The organism is Hallerella succinigenes (assembly GCF_002797675.1).
GTDB lineage: Bacteria > Fibrobacterota > Fibrobacteria > Fibrobacterales > Fibrobacteraceae > Hallerella > Hallerella succinigenes.
Map to the genome: position 1 here is coordinate 1,214,752 of NZ_PGEX01000001.1, position 18,835 is coordinate 1,233,586.

Here is an 18,835-nt window from a genome sequence, read left to right on the forward strand (position 1 = left end):
CATGACAGAAGGGCAGAACAACTGGACAACCGTCATCAAGCCGAAAACGAGTCTGTTGAACGTCGACTTTCACGAACTCTGGCAATACCGCGATTTGTACCGCATGTTCGTCAAGCGCGACATTGTGACGTGGTACAAGCAGACAATCCTTGGACCGCTTTGGTTCTTTATCCAGCCGATTATGACGACGATTATGTTCATGGTTGTTTTCGGCGGGATTGCAAAGATCAGTACCGACGGACTTCCGCAACCGCTGTTCTATTTGGCGGGAATCTGCCTTTGGCAGTATTTTGCCGAAAGCCTGAACCAGACCAGCAAAACGTTCATCGATAACGCGAATGTTTTTGGAAAGGTTTATTTTCCGCGTTTGGTTGTTCCCATGGCGACCGTGACGAGCAATCTGGTGCGCCTTGCGATTCAGATGGGGCTCTTCTTTTTGGTGTTCGCGTATTACATGTTTTTTACCGATGCGCCTGTGCACCCGAACCTGTATTTGCTTTTGACGCCAATTCTGATTTTAATTCTCGCCGCGCTTGCACTCGGATTCGGTGTGCTGTTCAGCAGCCTCACGACCAAATACCGCGACCTTACTTTTTTGCTGACTTTTATTGTGCAACTTTGGATGTACGCAACGCCCGTGATTTACCCGCTCAGCACCATCGAAAATCCCAAGCTCAAATTGCTGATGCAGGCGAATCCGCTCACAAGCATCATGGAAACGTTCAAGTTCGGCATGCTTGGCGTCGGCGAATTCAGCTGGGCCGCACTCGGCTACAGCGCAGGCTTTGCGGCTTTGCTTCTCGCCTTAGGCGTGATTGTCTTCAACCACATTCAGCGCACGTTTATGGACACGGTTTAAAACAATTTTTTCTAGTTATATTACCAATACATGATCGCCATAGAATTCGAGAACATCAGCAAGCAGTACCGCCTGGGGCTCGTGAGCACAGGAACTCTGACCCGCGCCGAGATTACCCGCAAGCCCGACGAGATCGTGGACTTCAACGGATACGAACGCTACCTGGACACCCCCGTAAAACGTTACAGCAACTTAGCAGAAGTTCTCAAAAACAATACCGTCATCGGAAAATTCTTAAATGACGGGAAAACAGCATTGAATGGGCTATATTCCTAGCGCAAAACTACTATTTTGTAGTTGAGGTCAAAATGAACAATAAATCTAAGTTAACACAAATAGCAATTTCTGGATTCAAGTCGTTTGGTTCAGATGAGCTTTCGTTGAATTTGGACCTAAAGGATGTTAACATCATTATTGGTACAAATGGAGCTGGTAAGAGCAGTTTCATATCCTTTTTTGAAATGTTGAACCATATGTCAACCGAAGCACTGCAATTATATATTGGGAAAAATGGCGGGGCAGACAACATTCTTCATTTTGGATCAAAAAAAACGCCAATTATCCAATCATCCTTGACATTTGAAAATCCTAATTTTAAAGATGTATATCAATTTAAATTAGCAAAATCCGTAAAAGATGCTTTGATTTTTTTAGAAGAAAAAATCAAAGTCAATGACAAAGAATTTGAGCTGGATGGAGGTCAGAAAGAAAGCCTTCTATATGCAGATGACCAAAAATACGCAGGCGCCAACGCTCTAAAGGCAATTCTGTCACAATGCCGGACATATCAATTTCATGACACATCGGACCAATCTCATATCAGAAATTCGGCAAGCATAGCCAATAATCGATATTTATTTGCTGATGGCGGAAACCTACCTGCATTTTTATACAGAATCCAACAAAAATACCCTAAGTACTTTGAACGTATTACAAGTAGAATCCGATACGCTGTCCCTCAATTTGGAAAATTCGATTTATTTCCAGATCCGTTAAATATGTCATCCATAAAGCTCAATTGGAAATCTGAAATCGACAACGATTATTTGTTTGGACCAGATCACCTATCGGACGGCTCCATTCGTTTTATAGCCCTCGCAACACTTTTTTTGCAGCCGCCGGAACTCTTGCCTAACATCATCCTTATTGACGAACCCGAGCTAGGTTTGCACCCACAAGTTATTGATTTGCTTGCCTCTATGATAAAAGAGTGCTCTCAATACGCCCAAATTGTGGTAGCAACACAGTCTCCCCGACTTTTGGATAGCTTTACGCCCGATCAAGTAATTGTGGCCGAGACAAACTCTGCCTCAGGATCCTCGATTTTCAAAAGATTGAATGAACAAGATTTGGATGAGTGGTTGGAAAATTACAGTCTTTCCGAAATATGGGAAAAAAATATCATCGGAGGACAACCTTAAATGAAAAAAATATTTATAGTCACCGAAGGTCCGTCCGAAGAACATTTTGCCAAAGCCATACTTGCGCCTCATTTTTTGGATTATGAAAAAATTATAATTCCAATAACAATATTGACCAAAAGGGATAATAGACATGGAATTATGTATAAAGGCGGAATGTGTTCGTATAGCAAAATGCAGAACTCTCTAGAACCTGTATTAAAGCGCGCCTCGAAAAGCGAAGATTCTTATGTTTCAACAATGGTTGATTTCTATGCGCTTCCAACAGACACTCCCGGTTACGCCAATGCGATGAAATATTCTGATGCCTACGATAAAGTCCGTCAATTAGAGAATTCTATTTTACAAAAGGTGGGTCACGAACGTCATTTTAAGCCGTATATACAGTTGCACGAATTTGAAGCTTTATTATTTGCAGACATAGAACAGCTTTCTACAGAATACTTCGACTGCCAAATTGACGAATTACGACAGGCAATCAGTGCACAACCGAATCCAGAACTGATAAACAATAGTTTTGAAACGGCCCCGTCAAAAAGAATTTTAAAAGCCATCCCCGCCTACGACAAAACTGTAGCAGGAATTGAAGTTTTACGCAGAATTGGGTTAAATAAAATCAGAAAAAAATGCAGACACTTCAATGATTGGATTACGCATTTAGAACAGATCTAGTAGTATGTCGACCGCCATTGAATTCGAGAACATCAGCAAGCAGTACCGCCTGGGGCTCGTGAGCACAGGAACGCTCAGCCACGACCTGAACCGTTTTTGGCAAACCAAGATTTTGCACAAGGAAGACCCTTACCTGAAAGTGGGCGAAGTAAACGACCGTACAAGCAAGGGTAAAAGCGATTATGTTTGGGCACTCAAGGATATCAACTTCAAGGTCGAAGAAGGCGACGTTGTTGGCATCATCGGCAGAAACGGCGCAGGGAAAAGTACACTCCTTAAACTTTTAAGCCGAGTGACCGCACCGACCACCGGCACGATCCGCGCCCGAGGCCGCATTGCGAGCCTTTTGGAAGTCGGAACAGGTTTCCACCCGGAAATGACCGGGCGTGAGAACATCTACATGAACGGAGCCATCATGGGAATGACCCGTGCCGAAATCACCCGCAAACTAGACGAGATTGTGGACTTCAGCGGCTGCGAACGTTACCTGGACACTCCCGTAAAACGTTACAGCAGCGGCATGACCGTACGTCTCGGGTTCGCCATCGCGGCACACCTGGAACCCGAAATATTGGTGGTGGACGAAGTGCTTGCCGTGGGCGACGCCGAATTCCAGAAAAAGGCCATCGGCAAGATGCAGGACGTAAGCCGCGGCGAAGGCAGGACCGTACTGTTCGTGAGCCACAACATGGGCGCGGTGAAGAGCTTGTGCAAAACAGGACTATTGCTCGAAAACGGTATAATCAAAGATTACGGTGACGCGGATTCAATCGTCTCAAAATATATCCGTGGCGACAGCGACTCCCCTACCCACAAGGAATGGAAAGACAAAATCGAGTATTCCAAAGACGGATTTGAGCTCCTTGAAATCGGAATCAGGCGCAAAGGCGGCGAATACGGTGAATCCATGCCTATGGACGACGACATGGAACTTATAATTCGCTACCGGCTTACAAAAGATTTTGAGAAAATGTGGCTCACGATGCATTATAAAAATGAGTTCGGGACCACAATCTTTTCTAGTAGTGCCGGAGAACAAGTTCCCAAAGCAAAGGCAAAAGGCGAATATACCCAGATTTGCACCATTCCCAAGAATACACTCAATTGGGGCAACTTTTCCATCACTTTGCTCGCATTCCATGACAACGCGGAATCACTATGCCGAGCACTGGATGTTCTCAGTTTTCCCGTTTCCGCCAAGACCATCAAGATAGGCAACTGGATGGGCGGCCGCGAGCCTGGCGACGTAACGCCAAAGTTCCCGTTTAGCGAAAAGCAAACCGGTTAAGCATTTTCAGAGAAATAAATATGCAAGAAAAGATAACCGTCATAAAGCCCCTTATTCCCGATCTGGATGAATTCATCCCGATGCTTAGGGACATTTGGGACCGTAAGTGGCTTACCAACAACGGCCATTACCACCAGGAACTGGAAAAGGCCCTGGCAGATTATCTTGGCGTACAGTACCTGTCGCTCTTTACGAACGGGACCCTCCCCCTGATTACCGCCCTACAGGCTTTACGCATCAACGGCGAAGTCATCACGACGCCCTACAGCTTTGTCGCCACCACGCATGCCATCTGGTGGAACGGATTAAAGCCCGTATTCGTGGATGTTGAAGAAGAAACTGGACTCATCAACCCCGAAAAAATTGAGGCGGCCATCACCCCGAAAACGTCGGCCATCATGCCGGTGCACGTTTACGGCAATCCATGCAACATGGAGCGTATCCAAGAAATTGCCGACACATACGGCCTTAAGGTTATCTACGACGCAGCTCACGCCTTTGGTGTAAAGGTCAACGGGAAGACCGTTCTCGAAAACGGTGACATGAGTACACTCAGTTTCCACGCCACGAAGGTCTATACAACAATAGAGGGCGGAGCTCTCGTCTGCCACGATGCCGCCACCAAGAAGAGAATCGATTACCTAAAGAACTTCGGATTTGCTGGGGAAACCACCGTAGTTGCCCCCGGAATCAACAGCAAGATGGACGAAGTCCGTGCCGCCTATGGACTCTTGAACCTGAAGCAGGTGGATGCAGCCATCGCAAGCCGCAAGGCAACCGCGCTAAAGTACCGCGAAGCGCTCAAGGATGTTCCCGGCATACGCATGCTACATGACATCGAGGGCGTCCACCACAATTACGCCTATTTCCCGATTTTCGTAAATGAGAAAGAATACGGTATGAGCCGAGACGCCCTCTACGAAAAGCTCAAGGAGCACAACATCTACGGACGCCGCTACTTCTACCCGCTTATCAGCACATTCAGCGCCTATAAAGGCCTTGATTCCGCAAGTCCCGAAAACCTGCCAGTAGCGCATAAATTGGCTGGCCAAGTGATTTGCCTACCAATGTATGCAGGGCTGAAGGAAGAAGATCTCAATAGAGTCATTGAAATTATAAAACGATGAAAACAGACGAAAAACAGGCAATCGTGATATTTAGTGGCTTCAACATGCGAGCCGTAATTGCCTTTTTGCGCACACTAGAGAAAAATCATTTAGATTTTTACATTATCGCCATTTCTCAAAACGACCCCATTTTTAAATCCAAATACAGTTCCAACGTCGTTTCTATACGAGAAAAAATTTCTTTAGATTTGGCCGACATTTCCAAATCTCTTTCTAAGGTAAGAAACATTACTCATGCGGACGAATTGTTTATAGCGCCCTCAACAGAAGCTCTAAATCGTTTTCTACAAAAAAATAGACCCTATTTTGAAGAACTGGGTTGCATAATTCCCCTAGTGCCGAATGACGTTTATAATATTATTTCCGACAAAAAAGCTTTCCGAGATTTGTGTGATGCAAACGGCATCCTAATCCCCAAAGAAGTTGATTTTGACAAAACAAATATTCCTTTTGTTATAAAGCCAAAATATTACGAGACAACAGAAATTCTTTCAGCCCCCATTATTGTTGATTCAGAAGATGTTTTCAATTCCATAGTTTTCAATGGCTATGATTATTTTTGTGAAGAATTTGTAAAGGGCAATTCGTATTATATACTATACTATTTTTCGAAAAATCAAAAAATCTATAAACTTTTTCAAGAGAATATTGCCCAGCAGCCCTTTGGGAAATCTGTTATCGCGGCGGAAATATCAAGTGCATCTCTAGACGACAGCAAATTTATTGCCATGTTCAAGAAACTGAATTTCCAAGGCCTTGTAATGGTTGAGGTTCGTAAAAAAAACAATCAACTTTTCATGATAGAAGCGAACCCCCGTTTTTGGGGCCCCAGCCAACTGTTTGTTGACTACGGGCAAAACTTCTTCGATTATTTTCTAGAAGATTATGGATTTGCAGTAGAACATTCATCATCAATAAACAAAAATGCACGCTATTATTGGAGTGGGGGACTTTCGTATAATACCATATGGCACAACAAAAGTTCGTTCCTTCCTGAAACATTTGAACCATACGACATATACAAAAGAGACGATACAAGAGAAATTTATAAACAGGAATTGATTGACCGACTGAAATCTAGCTACAACGCCATCAGCAAGCATTCACAATACCAGATTCTACCGCGAAGCCTATCAAGATGCTTTGCTCAAGAGACGCTAAACACAAAATCACGAGCCGAGCAACAACGTTTTGACTATATCACTCAAAAGGTTTCGTTAAAGGGCAAATCCTTAATTGATATCGGGGCTAATACAGGATTTTTTTCTTTCAACGCCATTGAAGCCGGAGCAAAGCATGTTACCTCTTACGAAGGAAACACCGCCCATGCGGAATTTATGTCTGCAGCAACAAAATTACTCGAACTATGCAGCCAAATGGAAGTGAAAAACGAGTATTATAATTTCAATGACACAAGAAAATATGACATCTGTTTTCTGCTAAACGTCATCCATCACCTCGGCGATGATTATGGCGACAAATCGTTAAGTATAGAAAAGGCTAAAGAATTCATGATTCAGCAACTTAACAAAATGTCTTCTATTTGCCAAACCATCGTATTCCAACTAGGATTCAATTGGAAAGGAAATAGGGAAACCTGCCTTTTCGACAATGGCACTAAGCAAGAAATGATTGACTTTATAAAAAACGGAACAAAAGGATTTTGGGATATCAAGCATATCGGGGTCGCAGAAAAACAAGACAAATCAATCATATACAAAGATTTATCCCCCCAAAACATCCAAAGAACAGACGAAATGGGCGAATTCCTGAATAGACCCATATTTATTATGGAATCAGCCCTCTTTGAAAGCAAATGCTAAAAAAAATTCTTTCAAACATCAAAATGAAAAAAATTATAATCATCAACACTTACACTTATTGTGGAGGACCGTTAGTTCTCTCTGAACTATGCAGGTGTCTAACCAAGCTAGGTTATGATGCTCGTTTATTTTTACTACACTCTTTTCCGACTAGCGAAAAGGATTTGCTTATTTTTTCAAAAAGAGAGCATTTTATAGTCAACATAAAACTAGCCATAGCAATATTCCTAAACCGACTTTTTCCAACTCTCGGTTTCAACAAGAAATTTTTCCCCGAATATTTCAGAGCTCCGCATTTAAAAGGGTGTAAATTACAAATAAGCCCTTTCTTTTCAAACAAAAAAACTATAGTATTATATCCAGAAATAGTTTACGGGAACCCGCTTAAAGCAAAGAATGTTGTTAGATGGTTGTTATACTTCAATCGCTATCCACAAGAAAAATCTGCCTACAATAAAAAAGATTTATTTATTTGTTTTCGAGATATATTCAACGATTACACGTTAAATCCATCTGCGAGAAAAGTCAAAATCAATTATTTTGACAACAATTTATATAAACAGTCAAATTTTTCCAAACATGCCGGAAACTGTTATTTTATCCGAAAGGGCAGAAACCGAAAGGATTTACCTTCAAACTTTGACGGTCCAATTCTTGACGATTTGTCAGAAGAAGAAAAAGTTAAAATATTGAACGAGTGTGAATTCTGTTATAGTTACGATACGCAAACATTTTATTCTTCCATAGCAGCAATCTGTGGATGCAAATCCATTGTTGTTCCAGAACCAGGAAAAAACAAAAAAGATTACCGCCGAGCAGACGAAAATACATATGGGGTCGCTTTTGGCGACAGCATTGAAGAGATTAATTGGGCTGAATCAACAAAAAAAGATTTGATTAACAGTTTAAATTATGAAGAATCAAACAAGAAAAACGCACTACTATTCATAACATACATTAATGATTATTTCGGAAAATAGCATGCCCATCCCCAAGGTTTCTGTCATAGTCCCCAACTACAATCACGCGCCTTATCTTCGGCAGCATCTTGATTCCATATCCATTCAATTTTTTCAAGATTAGCGTTCCATGTTTTCCCGTTCGGGAATATTTTACATATTTTCAAACAAAAAGCATTAATTTTCCCGTTCGGGAATATTATATTTATGGCATGGACATTCAAAATACAGAAGATTTATCCAAAGCCATAAAAGGACGCCGTAAAAGCCTCAAACTGACACAAGCGGAATGTGCCACATTTTGCGGCGTCGGGCTACGATTTTTCTCAGAGCTTGAAAACGGCAAGCAGTCACTACACTTGGGCAAAGTGATGCAAGTCCTACAGATGCTAGGCCTCAAAATGCAGATTATCGGAAACGAGGAAAGCAAATGAAACTTTCTGTATATCTAGGAGAAAAACTGGCCGGATATCTAGAGTCCACCGCAGAAAAAGGTGTTGTCTTTTTTTACGACACAGCCTATATCAAAGCAGGGCAACCGCCCATATCATTATCACTCCCTTTAAGCAATGCTGAATTTTCACAAAAAGATTGCCTCCCCTTTTTTGAAGGACTATTGCCTGAAGGCGATGTAAAAAAGAGAATCTCGGATTACCTGCATATATCCGAAACCAGCACATTCAAACTTCTCAAAGAACTGGGCGGAGAATGCGCCGGCATGGTTTCCATTTTGCCAGAGGGAGAAAGCAATAAAGCCAAAAGTGCGTATGCATTTTCACGGGACAACTACGAACCTCTGTCCGAAAAAAAACTTGCCGAATATATTCAGAACATAAACACCCGTCCTTTGCTCAAGATCAAGGAGAAGCTCCGCCTCTCCCTTGCCGGAGCGCAAGAAAAACTCCCTCTCGCTTATATAAATGGTAAATACTATTTGCCAAAAAATGGAGCCCCATCTACCCATATTCTCAAGCCAACTGGAAGCGGAAAACTATCCAACCTTGCTGCAAACGAATACATCTGCACCAAGCTTGCCAAATACAGCGGACTTCCAACATCCAAGACAGAACTTAAGCAAATTGGCTATACAGAGTTCCTTTTAATAGAGCGCTACGACCGCATTTCCGAGAACAACCAAATTTCAAGGATCCACCAAGAAGACATTTGCCAAGCACTCGGGATCCTAAGCGACCGCAAATACCAGAACGACGGCGGTCCAAGCATCGCAGACATCTATAACCTTCTCAAAGAGAAAACGACAATTCCCCTAATCGAAACGCGTAATTTTCTCCGCTATATCATATTCAACCTGATCATAGGAAACTGCGACGCCCATGGCAAAAACTACTCCCTACTATTCCAGGGAAATACCATCCAGCTAGCCCCCATTTACGACACAGTCAGCACAATCATTTACCCGGATTTGACCCGCAAGCTATCAATGAAGGTCGGCAAGCACTACGAATTCAAAAAAATTAACAGCGAAGACTTTGTGTTGCTTGCCGGCCAGCTCAACCTAAAGCCCAAAACAATCCTAGATTGTTATTTTGAGACTATCGAAAAAATCGAGAAAAACTTTGACAAAGTCAAGAATGATTCAGCTTTGATAGGACATGAGAAAACTATTGAAATCATTGAAAAAAACATTTTGAGAATAGACTAAAAAACATGCCTCTCGTTTCCGTCATAGTCCCTAACTACAATCACGCGCCTTATCTTCGGCAGCGTCTTGATTCCATATTCAATCAAACTTTCCAAGATTTTGAAGTCATCATTCTTGACGATTGCAGTACGGATAACAGCAAAGAAATCATTGAAGAATATCGCAATCGTCCACAAGTAAGTCACGTCGTTTACAACGAAACAAATAGCGGTTCGCCATTCAAACAATGGGCTAAGGGATTTGACTTAGCCCAAGGCGAATACATCTGGATTGCTGAAAGCGACGATTGGGCAGAATTGAATTTTTTGGAAGAAACTGTACAAAGAATAAAAAAAAATGACGTCAATCTTGTTTTTACAAATTCCTTTATAGTCACGCCAGAAAAACAGACAATAGACATAAACATTCAAGAGGACAGAGTTTTTAATGGCAAATGGCTTCTTCGTAAAAAAATGATATTTCAAAATTTCATTTTAAATGCAAGCGCTGTTTTGTTCAAAAAAGAAACACTCAAATTCATACCCAAAACATATCAATCCTTTAAATCCAGCGGAGACTGGTTATTTTGGATAGAATTTTGCCTAATGGGCAATATTTTTTATTGTGCAAAATGTCTCAACTATAATAACCGACATGGAGCGAACACGACTGCACAATGGGGCAAAGCAATGTCCTCAGGGCAAGCGGCCATTGAAGATTGTGCTATTTATCATTATTTAAAAATCAACGATAGCGTTCCTTTTTTTCATCAGCATACAATCCCATTAAGTCATATCGAATGGGCTGACGCAAATAAATCTAGATTTGACTCTGCAAATTGCTATAAATCCGTGCGAGACCATTGGAGAAAAGAATTGTTTTCCATAAATTATTCTTTAATCGTTCGAGCTGCAGGAGTACAACTTTATAAGTTACTCAAGTTTCTGCAAATTATAAGGAACTAAATATTCCTTTTCATTATTTCGACCATCTTATCAACTGTTTTTTTCCAAGAAAACATCTTTGCTCGTTCCAGGCCCTTACGACTATTTTCTTTCCGCAGTTCTTTATTGAAGTAGTATTTTTCATATGCTTCAATATGTTGTTCATCGCTATCCCAATCAATCATGATGCTGGCATCACCAACAACCTCGGGCAGGGAAGAATTGTTGCTTGTGATTACGGGGCAACCACATTGCATTGCTTCTAATGGGGGTAAGCCAAATCCTTCATATTGACTTGTATAGACAAACCATTCCGCATTGCTATAAAGAGCAGGCAGGTCTTCATCATCTATATAGCCAGCCTGAACAACATATTTCGAATCCCAGGCGACCCCGTTTTTCTGCAATTCTTTTATGAATGAATCCCAATGACCACCACCCATAACCCACACTAAATCCTCTATATGATTTTTTTGAACAAAAGTCATGAAGCAGCGAACCGCTCGCACCAAATTTTTTCGAGGTTCAAGAGTGCAAAGAGAAAAAACATACCTTTTTTTAAAAGGGATTTGATACTTTTCTCTAATATGTTTAAGAATTTCACAGTCTGAGATTTGTTTAAAATTATTATTTGCAGCCAAATACAATACACTAGATCGAGATTCTGTCAAATACGGAAATATTGTTTCCATATCTTTTTTTGTATGATTAGAGATATAAAAAATTTTGTCCGTTCGTTTGACGGAAGAAATTATATCCCTAAGAAAATTCGCCCATTCTGTAGATGTGTAACAGTTTAGATTAACAAAAGGAATTGCATCATAAAAAATTATATAGTTCCTCAATCCAGTGTTTTGCCTCACAAATGGAGGTACCTTATATACTGGAGAGAAAAATACCTCGGCGTTTTTGACATTTTCATTATTTGATCGAATCTTAATTACTTTTCTAAAAAAACCTTGAACTCCTATAATCCCTGCCGCAGAAATTTTTTTTAGTAAAAAATTTCTAGGATACTTTTCATAAACCAACCAAAATTTATTTAAAATTTTCGCAAGGCTATTGAAAAAAACATTCGACTGATTGTGCACAAAAGGTACATTTTGATAAATCTCTTTTTTTAAACGCAGTTCTTCAGAATACTTTTCTGGAGACACATAAAGACATACATCCACATCCGAACGTTTCAGCAATTCTCTTAATATATTTGAAGCTACAAAAAAAATTCCACTCCTAGAATCATTTTTTCGAAATCCATTTGTTAAAACAGTAGCATCAAAAATCATTTTTAACGATTGCTTCATATTGATCCTTTTTACAACAAGCCTTCTCGTGAATTTATAGACAAAATTATCGAATCAACAGTTCTCTTCCACGAAAACCATTTGGCTCGTTCAAGTCCTTTCTGCCCATTTTCTTTTCTTAATGATTCATTAAAGTAATATTGCTCGTATGCAACCATATGCTGTTCATCGTTATCCCAATCGATCATTATACCTGCATCACCTACAACTTCAGGCAACGATGAATTATTGCTGACAATCACCGGGCACCCACATTTCATAGCTTCTAACGGAGACAATCCAAATCCTTCGTATTGACTTGTGTAAACGAACCATTCCGCATTACTATACAAAACAGGAAGTTCTTCGTCCGCAACATAACCAATCCACTTGACATACTTCGAATACAAAGATTTCACTTCTTCATCTTCGACCAACTTTTTTTCAAAGTCATGCCAAGAAGGTCCCCCCAAAACAAAAATCATATCAGTGATCGAATTCTTTTCAGAAAATTTGATAAAAGATCTTATTGCCCTTATAAGATTTTTTCTAGGTTCAAGCGTACACAAACTAAAAACAAATTTTTTGTCAGAAGGAATTCCATACTTTGCTTTAACCGACGCAATTAGCATTTGATCTAGCTTAGGGCAAAACGACTCTTTAGCCCCTAAATAGACTGTTTGGAAATGATCGGGGGCAATATTAGGAAAAATGTTACAAAAATCTCTTTTCGTCGAATTAGAAACGGTGAAGTAGAAAACATCTTTATTTAAAAAATAACAAACCCATTTATTATTTAACTGATTCTTATATTCGTGTAACTTAAATGGAATCGCATCATGTAAAACGACAAACCTTCTAATTTCATTTTTCCGCAAATGTTTTGAGGAGTCTGCAGTTGGAGAAAAATAAACGATATTTTTTAATTCTCTCAGCTCTTCCGGCCAAGCAAATAAAAATCTCGAATAAATTTTTTCGTAACCATTATCAATGATCAGCTCAAGTAGAGAAAACATTTTCCTGATCAATGCCATTGAAAAAATTTTTTTCTTTATCAATCTAATATGAAAGAGAATAGAAAAAACCTGATTGGAAAGCCAACTCCCCTTATCTAAAATTTTGCAGTTTCGAGACGCAATTTTTTTTAATCCAGCTAATTTCGACGGACACGCGGTGAGATAAACGTTCACATCATTTTTCAGTGTCATCTCATTTAAAATGTTTTTTGCAACAAAATAAATTCCTGTTCGAGAGCTAGAATCGACAGATCCATCCACAAGAATTGTCGCATCAAACAAGATGTTTAATTTTTCTTTTGCCATCTCACCTATCACCTATTAAACAATTTCTTCTTCAGCGAAAACAGACTCGCCGCAACAAGCCCCACAAAAGCACCATACTTTTTAGAAAATTCCACTCGAATTCTAAAGTACTCACGCTGATAATCATTGAACCAGTTTCCATCAAAATGATGAATACAATAAGTCTTTGACGTGATTCGAAGTTTCCCCGTCCGATTATCTTTGGGAGAAAAATATTCCGCCGGCAACACTTTAACACCGTGAAAAATCATCAACGCATTTTTTATAACAACCGGTATCGCAATCGATGGATTATTTAAGTCCGATACATTGAATCTTCGGTTTTCATACCAATCCAAAGATTTTTTTACCCACGCTAGATTCGGTTCTGCACCCATCACTGCAGCTTCTATCACATTCTTATGAGATTCCCGTCCAAGAAAACTATCTTGAGCAAGAATATCATCAAAAGACTTTAGGACTTCTACATCGCAATCCAAATAAATGCCGCCATAGTTGTAAAGAGCAAACAACCGTACATAATCTGCAGCAAAGGCCCATTTTCTTTCTGCTAATGCAGATTCTACCCACGGGCACAAACATTCTTGAATTTTTTTTCGATCCCATAACACAAAGTTATAGTCCAGCAAATGATTCCGCCAAGACTTCATGCATTTTTGCACAAGTTCCGGATAAGGCTCCCCGCTCAACCAGCAATAATGTATCACTTTTGGGATTGCCATTTTTTCACCTGGAATAAAGAAAGCCCTTTTTGTTTGCAACGGGACAATGTGTCCTGAAAACTATTATACTTCAAATTCACAAACACCGCATAAATCGTAGAAAGCAACGTTCCCACATTTTCACCAAACAATTTGCAAAATTTAATTCGAGCATTTACATGCTTCCGCTGTGCCATAGAATACCACGAGCCATTAAAATGATGCACAGAATATGTTTCCGCAGTAGCTTCCACAATCTGCGTTCTTGTATTCTTGGGCGAAAAATAATGCATCGGAAGTAAATCTCGCAAAGCGCCTTCTTGATTTAAGACACTTGCCATGATATGCGGAAGAACGGTCGTATCAAAAGCGCCGTTCGCCATAATAAAATTTTTACCTGCGTAATAATCTAAGCATTTTTTTATTAAGGGATGATGAATTTCTGCGCCAAAAGTCGCAGCCTCGATGATATGACTAGAATCAATCCTATCCGGCGTATGCTCCTTCCCAAAAAAGTATGGTCTATCCAGTAAATCATCGAATGATTTCAAAACTTCCACATCGCTGTCTAAATAAATTCCGCCATGATTATAAAGTGCATAAAGACGGATGTAGTCTGCCGCAAAAGCCCATTTCTTTACAGAACAAGCCTGCTCCACCCAAGGCACAGAATGCACATCAAAATGATTCATATCCCACAGTATTAATTCATAATCCGGAAGTTTTTCTTTCCAGCTCTGAATACAACGCTGAACCAATTCCGGATACGGATCATTGCTTAGCCAACAGTAGTGTACAATCTTAGGGATAGACATATCGATAAAAATATATATTTCTCCCATGCCTATTAAAAAAGCTTTGGCATTTTCTGCCATCATCAACCTCTTCTTCCTAGTTCTTTGCCTTATCTTTGGGGATCTCAAGTTCGGAGCCATCGACGACTATTTTATGGCAACCAGGCTTACAGGCGCATTCGGTACCGAATACAACCCGCACCTGATTTTTGTCAACGCCATTTACGGATATGCGCTTTTGCCTCTTTATCACCTTTTCCCTAAAATCGGGTGGTACTACATCGGCGAAATGACAGCCGTCTTTATCTCGTTCTTTACCATTGGCTATGTCCTTTTGCGCAAAATGGGAGCAAACTGGGGAACGCTTTTAGCCACGCTATTTACAGCCCTCTTCGCCAGCGACTTTTACCTGGTCGTACAGTTCACGCAATGCGCTTCCATTTTAAGCGCAGCAGGCATGCTTTTATTCGCCTACGAAATTTGCGAAGTCAGCAAAAAAGAAAACGCTTCCAAATTCACAAAAGCATTCCCTTTCACGATAGCATTGTTCCTTATGCTCTGGGGATCTATGATGCGTTGGCAAGCGTTCCTGATGGGCATGCCTTTTTTTTGCCTCAGCCTTTTGTTCATGCTGAAGGAATGCTGGAATGCAAAATGGCTCACCATCACTTGCCTTGCCATTTTATTCGCCAGTACTTTTTCCATGCACGCTTTTGACAGGCATATTTATGAAGCCCCGGAATACAAGGAATTTAACGAATTTCAAGGTCCACGAGTCGCATTTGGTGACAAAAATAATTACAATCAAAACGCAGTATACGAAGATCTCGAAGAACGCGGTTTAAGCGGTAAAGATTACCACATGCTCACCACTTGGACCTTCTATGATACCGAAGCATTCTCCGCAGACAGCCTCAGACCTTATTCTGCAACAATTCAACCCTACAAAGATCAAATCCAACATTCACAAATACCTCGCAATTTAGTCAGCGCTTTATCCCATTCTCTGCAAGCGCCTCTATTTTGGACATGGTTTATTTTCTGCCTAGTTCTCTATTTTACCAATCGATCCAAATTTATTTATCTCGTCGCTAGTTTAACTTTAATTCTTAGTCTAATAGCTTACTTACAATTCGCCGGACGTTTGGTCTACCGAGTCGAAAATGGATTTTGGCTCTACGCAGCCGTCCTCGCCATTCCTTTAGCAAGAGATTTAAAATTGAAGCTGTCTCCAAAAATCACAGTCATTGCACTCACATGCATTGCGATCATAAATGTTTATCTCTATGCAACAGAAGGAGAAATGGTTCGTGACCCCAACTCCGGCAATTTACGCACGCTTGCTGTAGACGACTCTACGAACTACTCGCAAGTTTTTGAATTCATGAATAAGAATTCAGATAAAATGTTTTTGCTCAGCATGAAATCTTTTATGCGCTTCAGCCATCACAAAAATCCGCCCTATTTAGCAGAGCCTATCGGTAGCTACCGTAATTCAGTTTCTTTTGGATATTGGACTCCTTATTTACCGGAAGTTAAAGAAGCACTAAAAGATTATGGAATAGTCAATCCAATCAAAGATGTTGTCAAAGAAAACGTCATCGTTCTAGACAATTCTACTTTAAGCGACTACCTACAACATCACTATTACGACAGCGTCGCTGTAGATACCTTAAAAACATTTGGAGAAATGACTTTCTCTAAATATCGGTTGGTTTCTAACGTCGCAAGCACTCAACATTAATGCAAGAACCTACGTGAAGTTGCAACAGGCTTATGTTTCTGAAGCAGTAGCTATTGGAACTTGGTCTGTTATTGGTTATAAGGGCCCTGGCGACAATACGAACGCTACTGGTGCTACCGGTGGTGCATCGTCTAAAACGAATAATTTCAGCTACAAGGATACAACCGGATATGCCAACAACACTGCAGCTTTGGATGCAACGGGAAAGGTCGGTTTTACTGCCCACAACGAAGCTAAATTGAACGATTGTACTCAGGGCGACCATTGGACCATTACGGTTAAATCAGGATCAGCTGCTGGTGAGGCAACCTTCATTCCGAGTACTCTTAATCAAGACTGCTTACAGCTCACTCCGAACTGGAATCAGATCGGCAAGTAATAGCTAGCAGAGTTTAGGATAAAAAAGAGCTCTCTTTGGAGAGCTCTTTTTTATTGTGTTTTATTAGGCGATTACTTGCCGATTTTGTCGAAAGTCGGAGTAAGGGCTACGCAGCCTGGACTATTAGCAGAGGCATTAAAAGTGACATCCGCTTGTGAGCCGGTATTCACAGAAACCTTAACAATCCAATGCGAATTTGTGGTCGCGTTAGTTGCTTTTGCCTGTGTCATGACGGTTCCCGCAACGCATTCGTTGAGAGTCACCTTATTATCAGCGGCCCAGCCAACAACATTTTGAGCGTTCTGAGATGCACTTCCAGAATGAGCGATTGCAGCACCATAGTAGAAGTTGGTCGTTTCGCCGCCATTCGGAGCGATGTAGCCAATCATATCCCAACCACCAATCTGGTTGTTTTCGCTGAAGTAAGCCTGCTGCAACTTCACGTAGGTTGCGTTCGATTTCGTCTTGTTTTTGTTGAAACAACAATCGCATGTCGCATTTTCATATTGCTATATAATATAAATTTTATTATATTTTGTAGCAGTATGATAAAGATGCTGGAAAATGCCCAAAAGCTGCTTGAATTTGCCCCAAAAGTTGGCGGAGTTTTTTCTCTTTCTGAGTTAAGTTCGCTTTTTGATATGGCGAGCCAACAAATGCTTTGGATTAAGATTAGGCAATTTGAAGATGCCGGTTTACTAAAACGTTATTCACGCGGCATCTATGTCACACAAAATTTTGACCGCATGATTCTTTCGGCGAAGGTCAGAACAGAATCATACGTATCTTTCGGCTCAGCCTTGGCTTTCTACAAACTTATTGGCACGGAAAGCCCGTTTCTAGTGAGCTGCGTTGTTTATTCGAGGGCCAGTGAGTATAAGGGCGATGTGAATCTCTCATATTCCCAAATATCAAAGAACTTGTATTTCGGGACGACCATTCTCGAGAATGGAGTGCGAATTGCAGATGCAGAAAAAGCTGTGCTTGACACGCTCTATTTTTACCAGCACAAGAAAAGATTTTACTTTAACATTTTTCAAGACATTCATTTTTCCGCATTGTCAAAAGAAAAAGTGGATTCGTATTTGGAGCGTTACGCCAATCCAAAGTTCAAGGCATTTGTAAGGAATACAGTTTATGGAAATGTTTAAAAGCACCGAAGCCCTTTTGTCGTGGATTGTCGACTTTTTTGCTCAAAAGTTTGGAAATTCCGCAATTCTTAAAGGCGGCATGTCGTTAAGGTTGATGCACAGTCCTCGATACACAAACGATGTCGACTATATCTTTGTCCCCTTCGATTCTAAAAAGGATGTAAAAGCCCTTGTCGGAGAAGCCCTTGCTCAAGTTGAAGGATTGTCATTCAATACAACAATGAACTCGAAAGCTTTGCGTATAATCATAGATTATGCGGGACAACAAGCGCAAATAGAGATTAACGTTGAAAAGAAATGCCCGTCTATACCAATGTCATCGACGTTGTTGAGCACTCCATATGGCTATCCAGCCCGTATAATCCGTGTAATGGAGCCCGGAGCCGCGTTCGCACACAAGATCGCAGCATGGAACGAGCGAGAACTGATGCGCGATCTGTACGATGTCTATCAGTACGAGTCGTTGTGCAAGGCTATGCCGCGAATGGATGTTTTACTCGTGCGCTTGAAGAAGGCTCGTTCGTATAGGAACGTAGTCGCGGCCAAAAATTTGGACGGACTTGTCGACAAATTGAGAATTTGCGCAGAAAACTTGACGGAAGAATCCTTTGGTGAACTCGTGCCGTTGTTGGAACCCAATGAATTGGCCGGCTTATCTTTCAGAATTAGACCGTCAATTCTCGCGCTTTGCGACAAGATGGAAAAATTGGTTTAGGCCCCCTGAAT

General features: G+C 40.8%; 20 protein-coding genes. 15 read left to right on the forward strand and 5 right to left on the reverse strand.

All coding sequences use genetic code 11. From position 1 onward, the window contains the following. The first annotated feature begins 1 nt into the window (after position 1). The 11 genes from BGX16_RS05420 (at position 2) to BGX16_RS05470 (ending at position 10,756) form a co-directional block, all read left to right on the forward strand. Positions 2-859 (forward strand): ABC transporter permease, encoded by an 858-nt coding sequence (locus tag BGX16_RS05420; protein ID WP_100425134.1) that lies wholly within the window; start codon positions 2-4, stop codon positions 857-859. Between the two features lie 30 nt (positions 860-889). Further along, positions 890-1,135, forward strand: coding sequence for a hypothetical protein (locus BGX16_RS05425; protein WP_100425135.1), 246 nt, complete (start codon positions 890-892; stop codon positions 1,133-1,135). Between the two features lie 32 nt (positions 1,136-1,167). Next, a complete protein-coding gene (locus tag BGX16_RS05430) occupies positions 1,168-2,280 on the forward strand; it encodes an AAA family ATPase (protein WP_073301661.1) in 1,113 nt (370 codons plus the stop codon). Then, on the forward strand, positions 2,281-2,952 hold the full coding sequence (locus tag BGX16_RS05435; protein ID WP_100425136.1) for a DUF4276 family protein: 672 nt from the start codon (positions 2,281-2,283) through the stop codon (positions 2,950-2,952). Between the two features lie 4 nt (positions 2,953-2,956). Then, complete coding sequence (locus tag BGX16_RS05440) at positions 2,957-4,240, forward strand: ABC transporter ATP-binding protein (protein WP_100425137.1); 1,284 nt, start codon at positions 2,957-2,959, stop codon at positions 4,238-4,240. A gap of 20 nt (positions 4,241-4,260) precedes the next feature. Beyond that, positions 4,261-5,367, forward strand: a complete 1,107-nt coding sequence (locus BGX16_RS05445; RefSeq protein ID WP_100425138.1) for a DegT/DnrJ/EryC1/StrS family aminotransferase — start codon at positions 4,261-4,263, stop codon at positions 5,365-5,367. Continuing rightward, complete coding sequence (locus BGX16_RS05450) at positions 5,364-7,190, forward strand: ATP-grasp domain-containing protein (RefSeq protein WP_100425139.1); 1,827 nt, start codon at positions 5,364-5,366, stop codon at positions 7,188-7,190. The genes BGX16_RS05445 and BGX16_RS05450 overlap by 4 nt, the downstream gene beginning before the upstream one ends. Beyond that, a complete protein-coding gene (locus BGX16_RS05455; protein WP_100425140.1) occupies positions 7,184-8,170 on the forward strand; it encodes a hypothetical protein in 987 nt (328 codons plus the stop codon). The genes BGX16_RS05450 and BGX16_RS05455 overlap by 7 nt, the downstream gene beginning before the upstream one ends. Positions 8,171-8,238: 68 nt before the next feature. After that, positions 8,239-8,583: a helix-turn-helix transcriptional regulator gene (locus BGX16_RS14825; RefSeq protein WP_198514866.1), complete on the forward strand. Its 345-nt coding sequence runs from the start codon at positions 8,239-8,241 to the stop codon at positions 8,581-8,583. Then, positions 8,580-9,812, forward strand: a complete 1,233-nt coding sequence (locus BGX16_RS05465) for a type II toxin-antitoxin system HipA family toxin (protein WP_100425142.1) — start codon at positions 8,580-8,582, stop codon at positions 9,810-9,812. The genes BGX16_RS14825 and BGX16_RS05465 overlap by 4 nt, the downstream gene beginning before the upstream one ends. A gap of 5 nt (positions 9,813-9,817) precedes the next feature. After that, positions 9,818-10,756, forward strand: coding sequence for a glycosyltransferase family 2 protein (locus BGX16_RS05470; RefSeq protein WP_100425143.1), 939 nt, complete (start codon positions 9,818-9,820; stop codon positions 10,754-10,756). Here BGX16_RS05470 and BGX16_RS05475 read toward each other — a convergent pair. Genes BGX16_RS05475 through BGX16_RS05490 form a run of 4 tightly spaced genes read right to left on the reverse strand, consistent with a single transcriptional unit; the run spans position 10,753 to position 14,919 of the window. Next, positions 10,753-12,039, reverse strand: coding sequence for a glycosyltransferase family 4 protein (locus BGX16_RS05475; RefSeq protein ID WP_100425144.1), 1,287 nt, complete (start codon positions 12,037-12,039; stop codon positions 10,753-10,755). The genes BGX16_RS05470 and BGX16_RS05475 overlap by 4 nt on opposite strands. Positions 12,040-12,050: 11 nt before the next feature. Next, positions 12,051-13,340, reverse strand: a complete 1,290-nt coding sequence (locus BGX16_RS05480) for a glycosyltransferase family 4 protein (protein ID WP_157797887.1) — start codon at positions 13,338-13,340, stop codon at positions 12,051-12,053. Positions 13,341-13,348: 8 nt separating this feature from the next. Next, positions 13,349-14,062 (reverse strand): glycosyltransferase family 32 protein, encoded by a 714-nt coding sequence (locus BGX16_RS05485; protein WP_100425146.1) that lies wholly within the window; start codon positions 14,060-14,062, stop codon positions 13,349-13,351. Further along, on the reverse strand, positions 14,044-14,919 hold the full coding sequence (locus BGX16_RS05490; protein WP_241899466.1) for a glycosyltransferase family 32 protein: 876 nt from the start codon (positions 14,917-14,919) through the stop codon (positions 14,044-14,046). Before BGX16_RS05490 ends, BGX16_RS05485 begins: the two co-directional genes overlap by 19 nt. Here BGX16_RS05490 and BGX16_RS05495 point away from each other — a divergent pair. Both BGX16_RS05495 and BGX16_RS05500 read left to right on the forward strand, forming a co-directional pair. Beyond that, positions 14,882-16,579: a hypothetical protein gene (locus BGX16_RS05495; protein ID WP_100425147.1), complete on the forward strand. Its 1,698-nt coding sequence runs from the start codon at positions 14,882-14,884 to the stop codon at positions 16,577-16,579. The genes BGX16_RS05490 and BGX16_RS05495 overlap by 38 nt on opposite strands. A gap of 13 nt (positions 16,580-16,592) precedes the next feature. Further along, a complete protein-coding gene (locus tag BGX16_RS05500; protein WP_100425148.1) occupies positions 16,593-16,958 on the forward strand; it encodes a hypothetical protein in 366 nt (121 codons plus the stop codon). 71 nt (positions 16,959-17,029) lie between these two features. On the opposite strand, the gene BGX16_RS05505 is transcribed toward BGX16_RS05500, so the two are convergent. Next, positions 17,030-17,401: a hypothetical protein gene (locus BGX16_RS05505; RefSeq protein ID WP_100425149.1), complete on the reverse strand. Its 372-nt coding sequence runs from the start codon at positions 17,399-17,401 to the stop codon at positions 17,030-17,032. A 102-nt stretch (positions 17,402-17,503) separates the two neighbouring features. On the opposite strand from BGX16_RS05505, the gene BGX16_RS05510 reads away from it, so the two are divergent. After that, complete coding sequence (locus BGX16_RS05510; protein WP_100425150.1) at positions 17,504-18,109, forward strand: type IV toxin-antitoxin system AbiEi family antitoxin domain-containing protein; 606 nt, start codon at positions 17,504-17,506, stop codon at positions 18,107-18,109. Next, complete coding sequence (locus tag BGX16_RS05515; protein ID WP_100425151.1) at positions 18,096-18,824, forward strand: nucleotidyl transferase AbiEii/AbiGii toxin family protein; 729 nt, start codon at positions 18,096-18,098, stop codon at positions 18,822-18,824. The genes BGX16_RS05510 and BGX16_RS05515 overlap by 14 nt, the downstream gene beginning before the upstream one ends. Positions 18,825-18,835 lie beyond the last annotated feature (11 nt).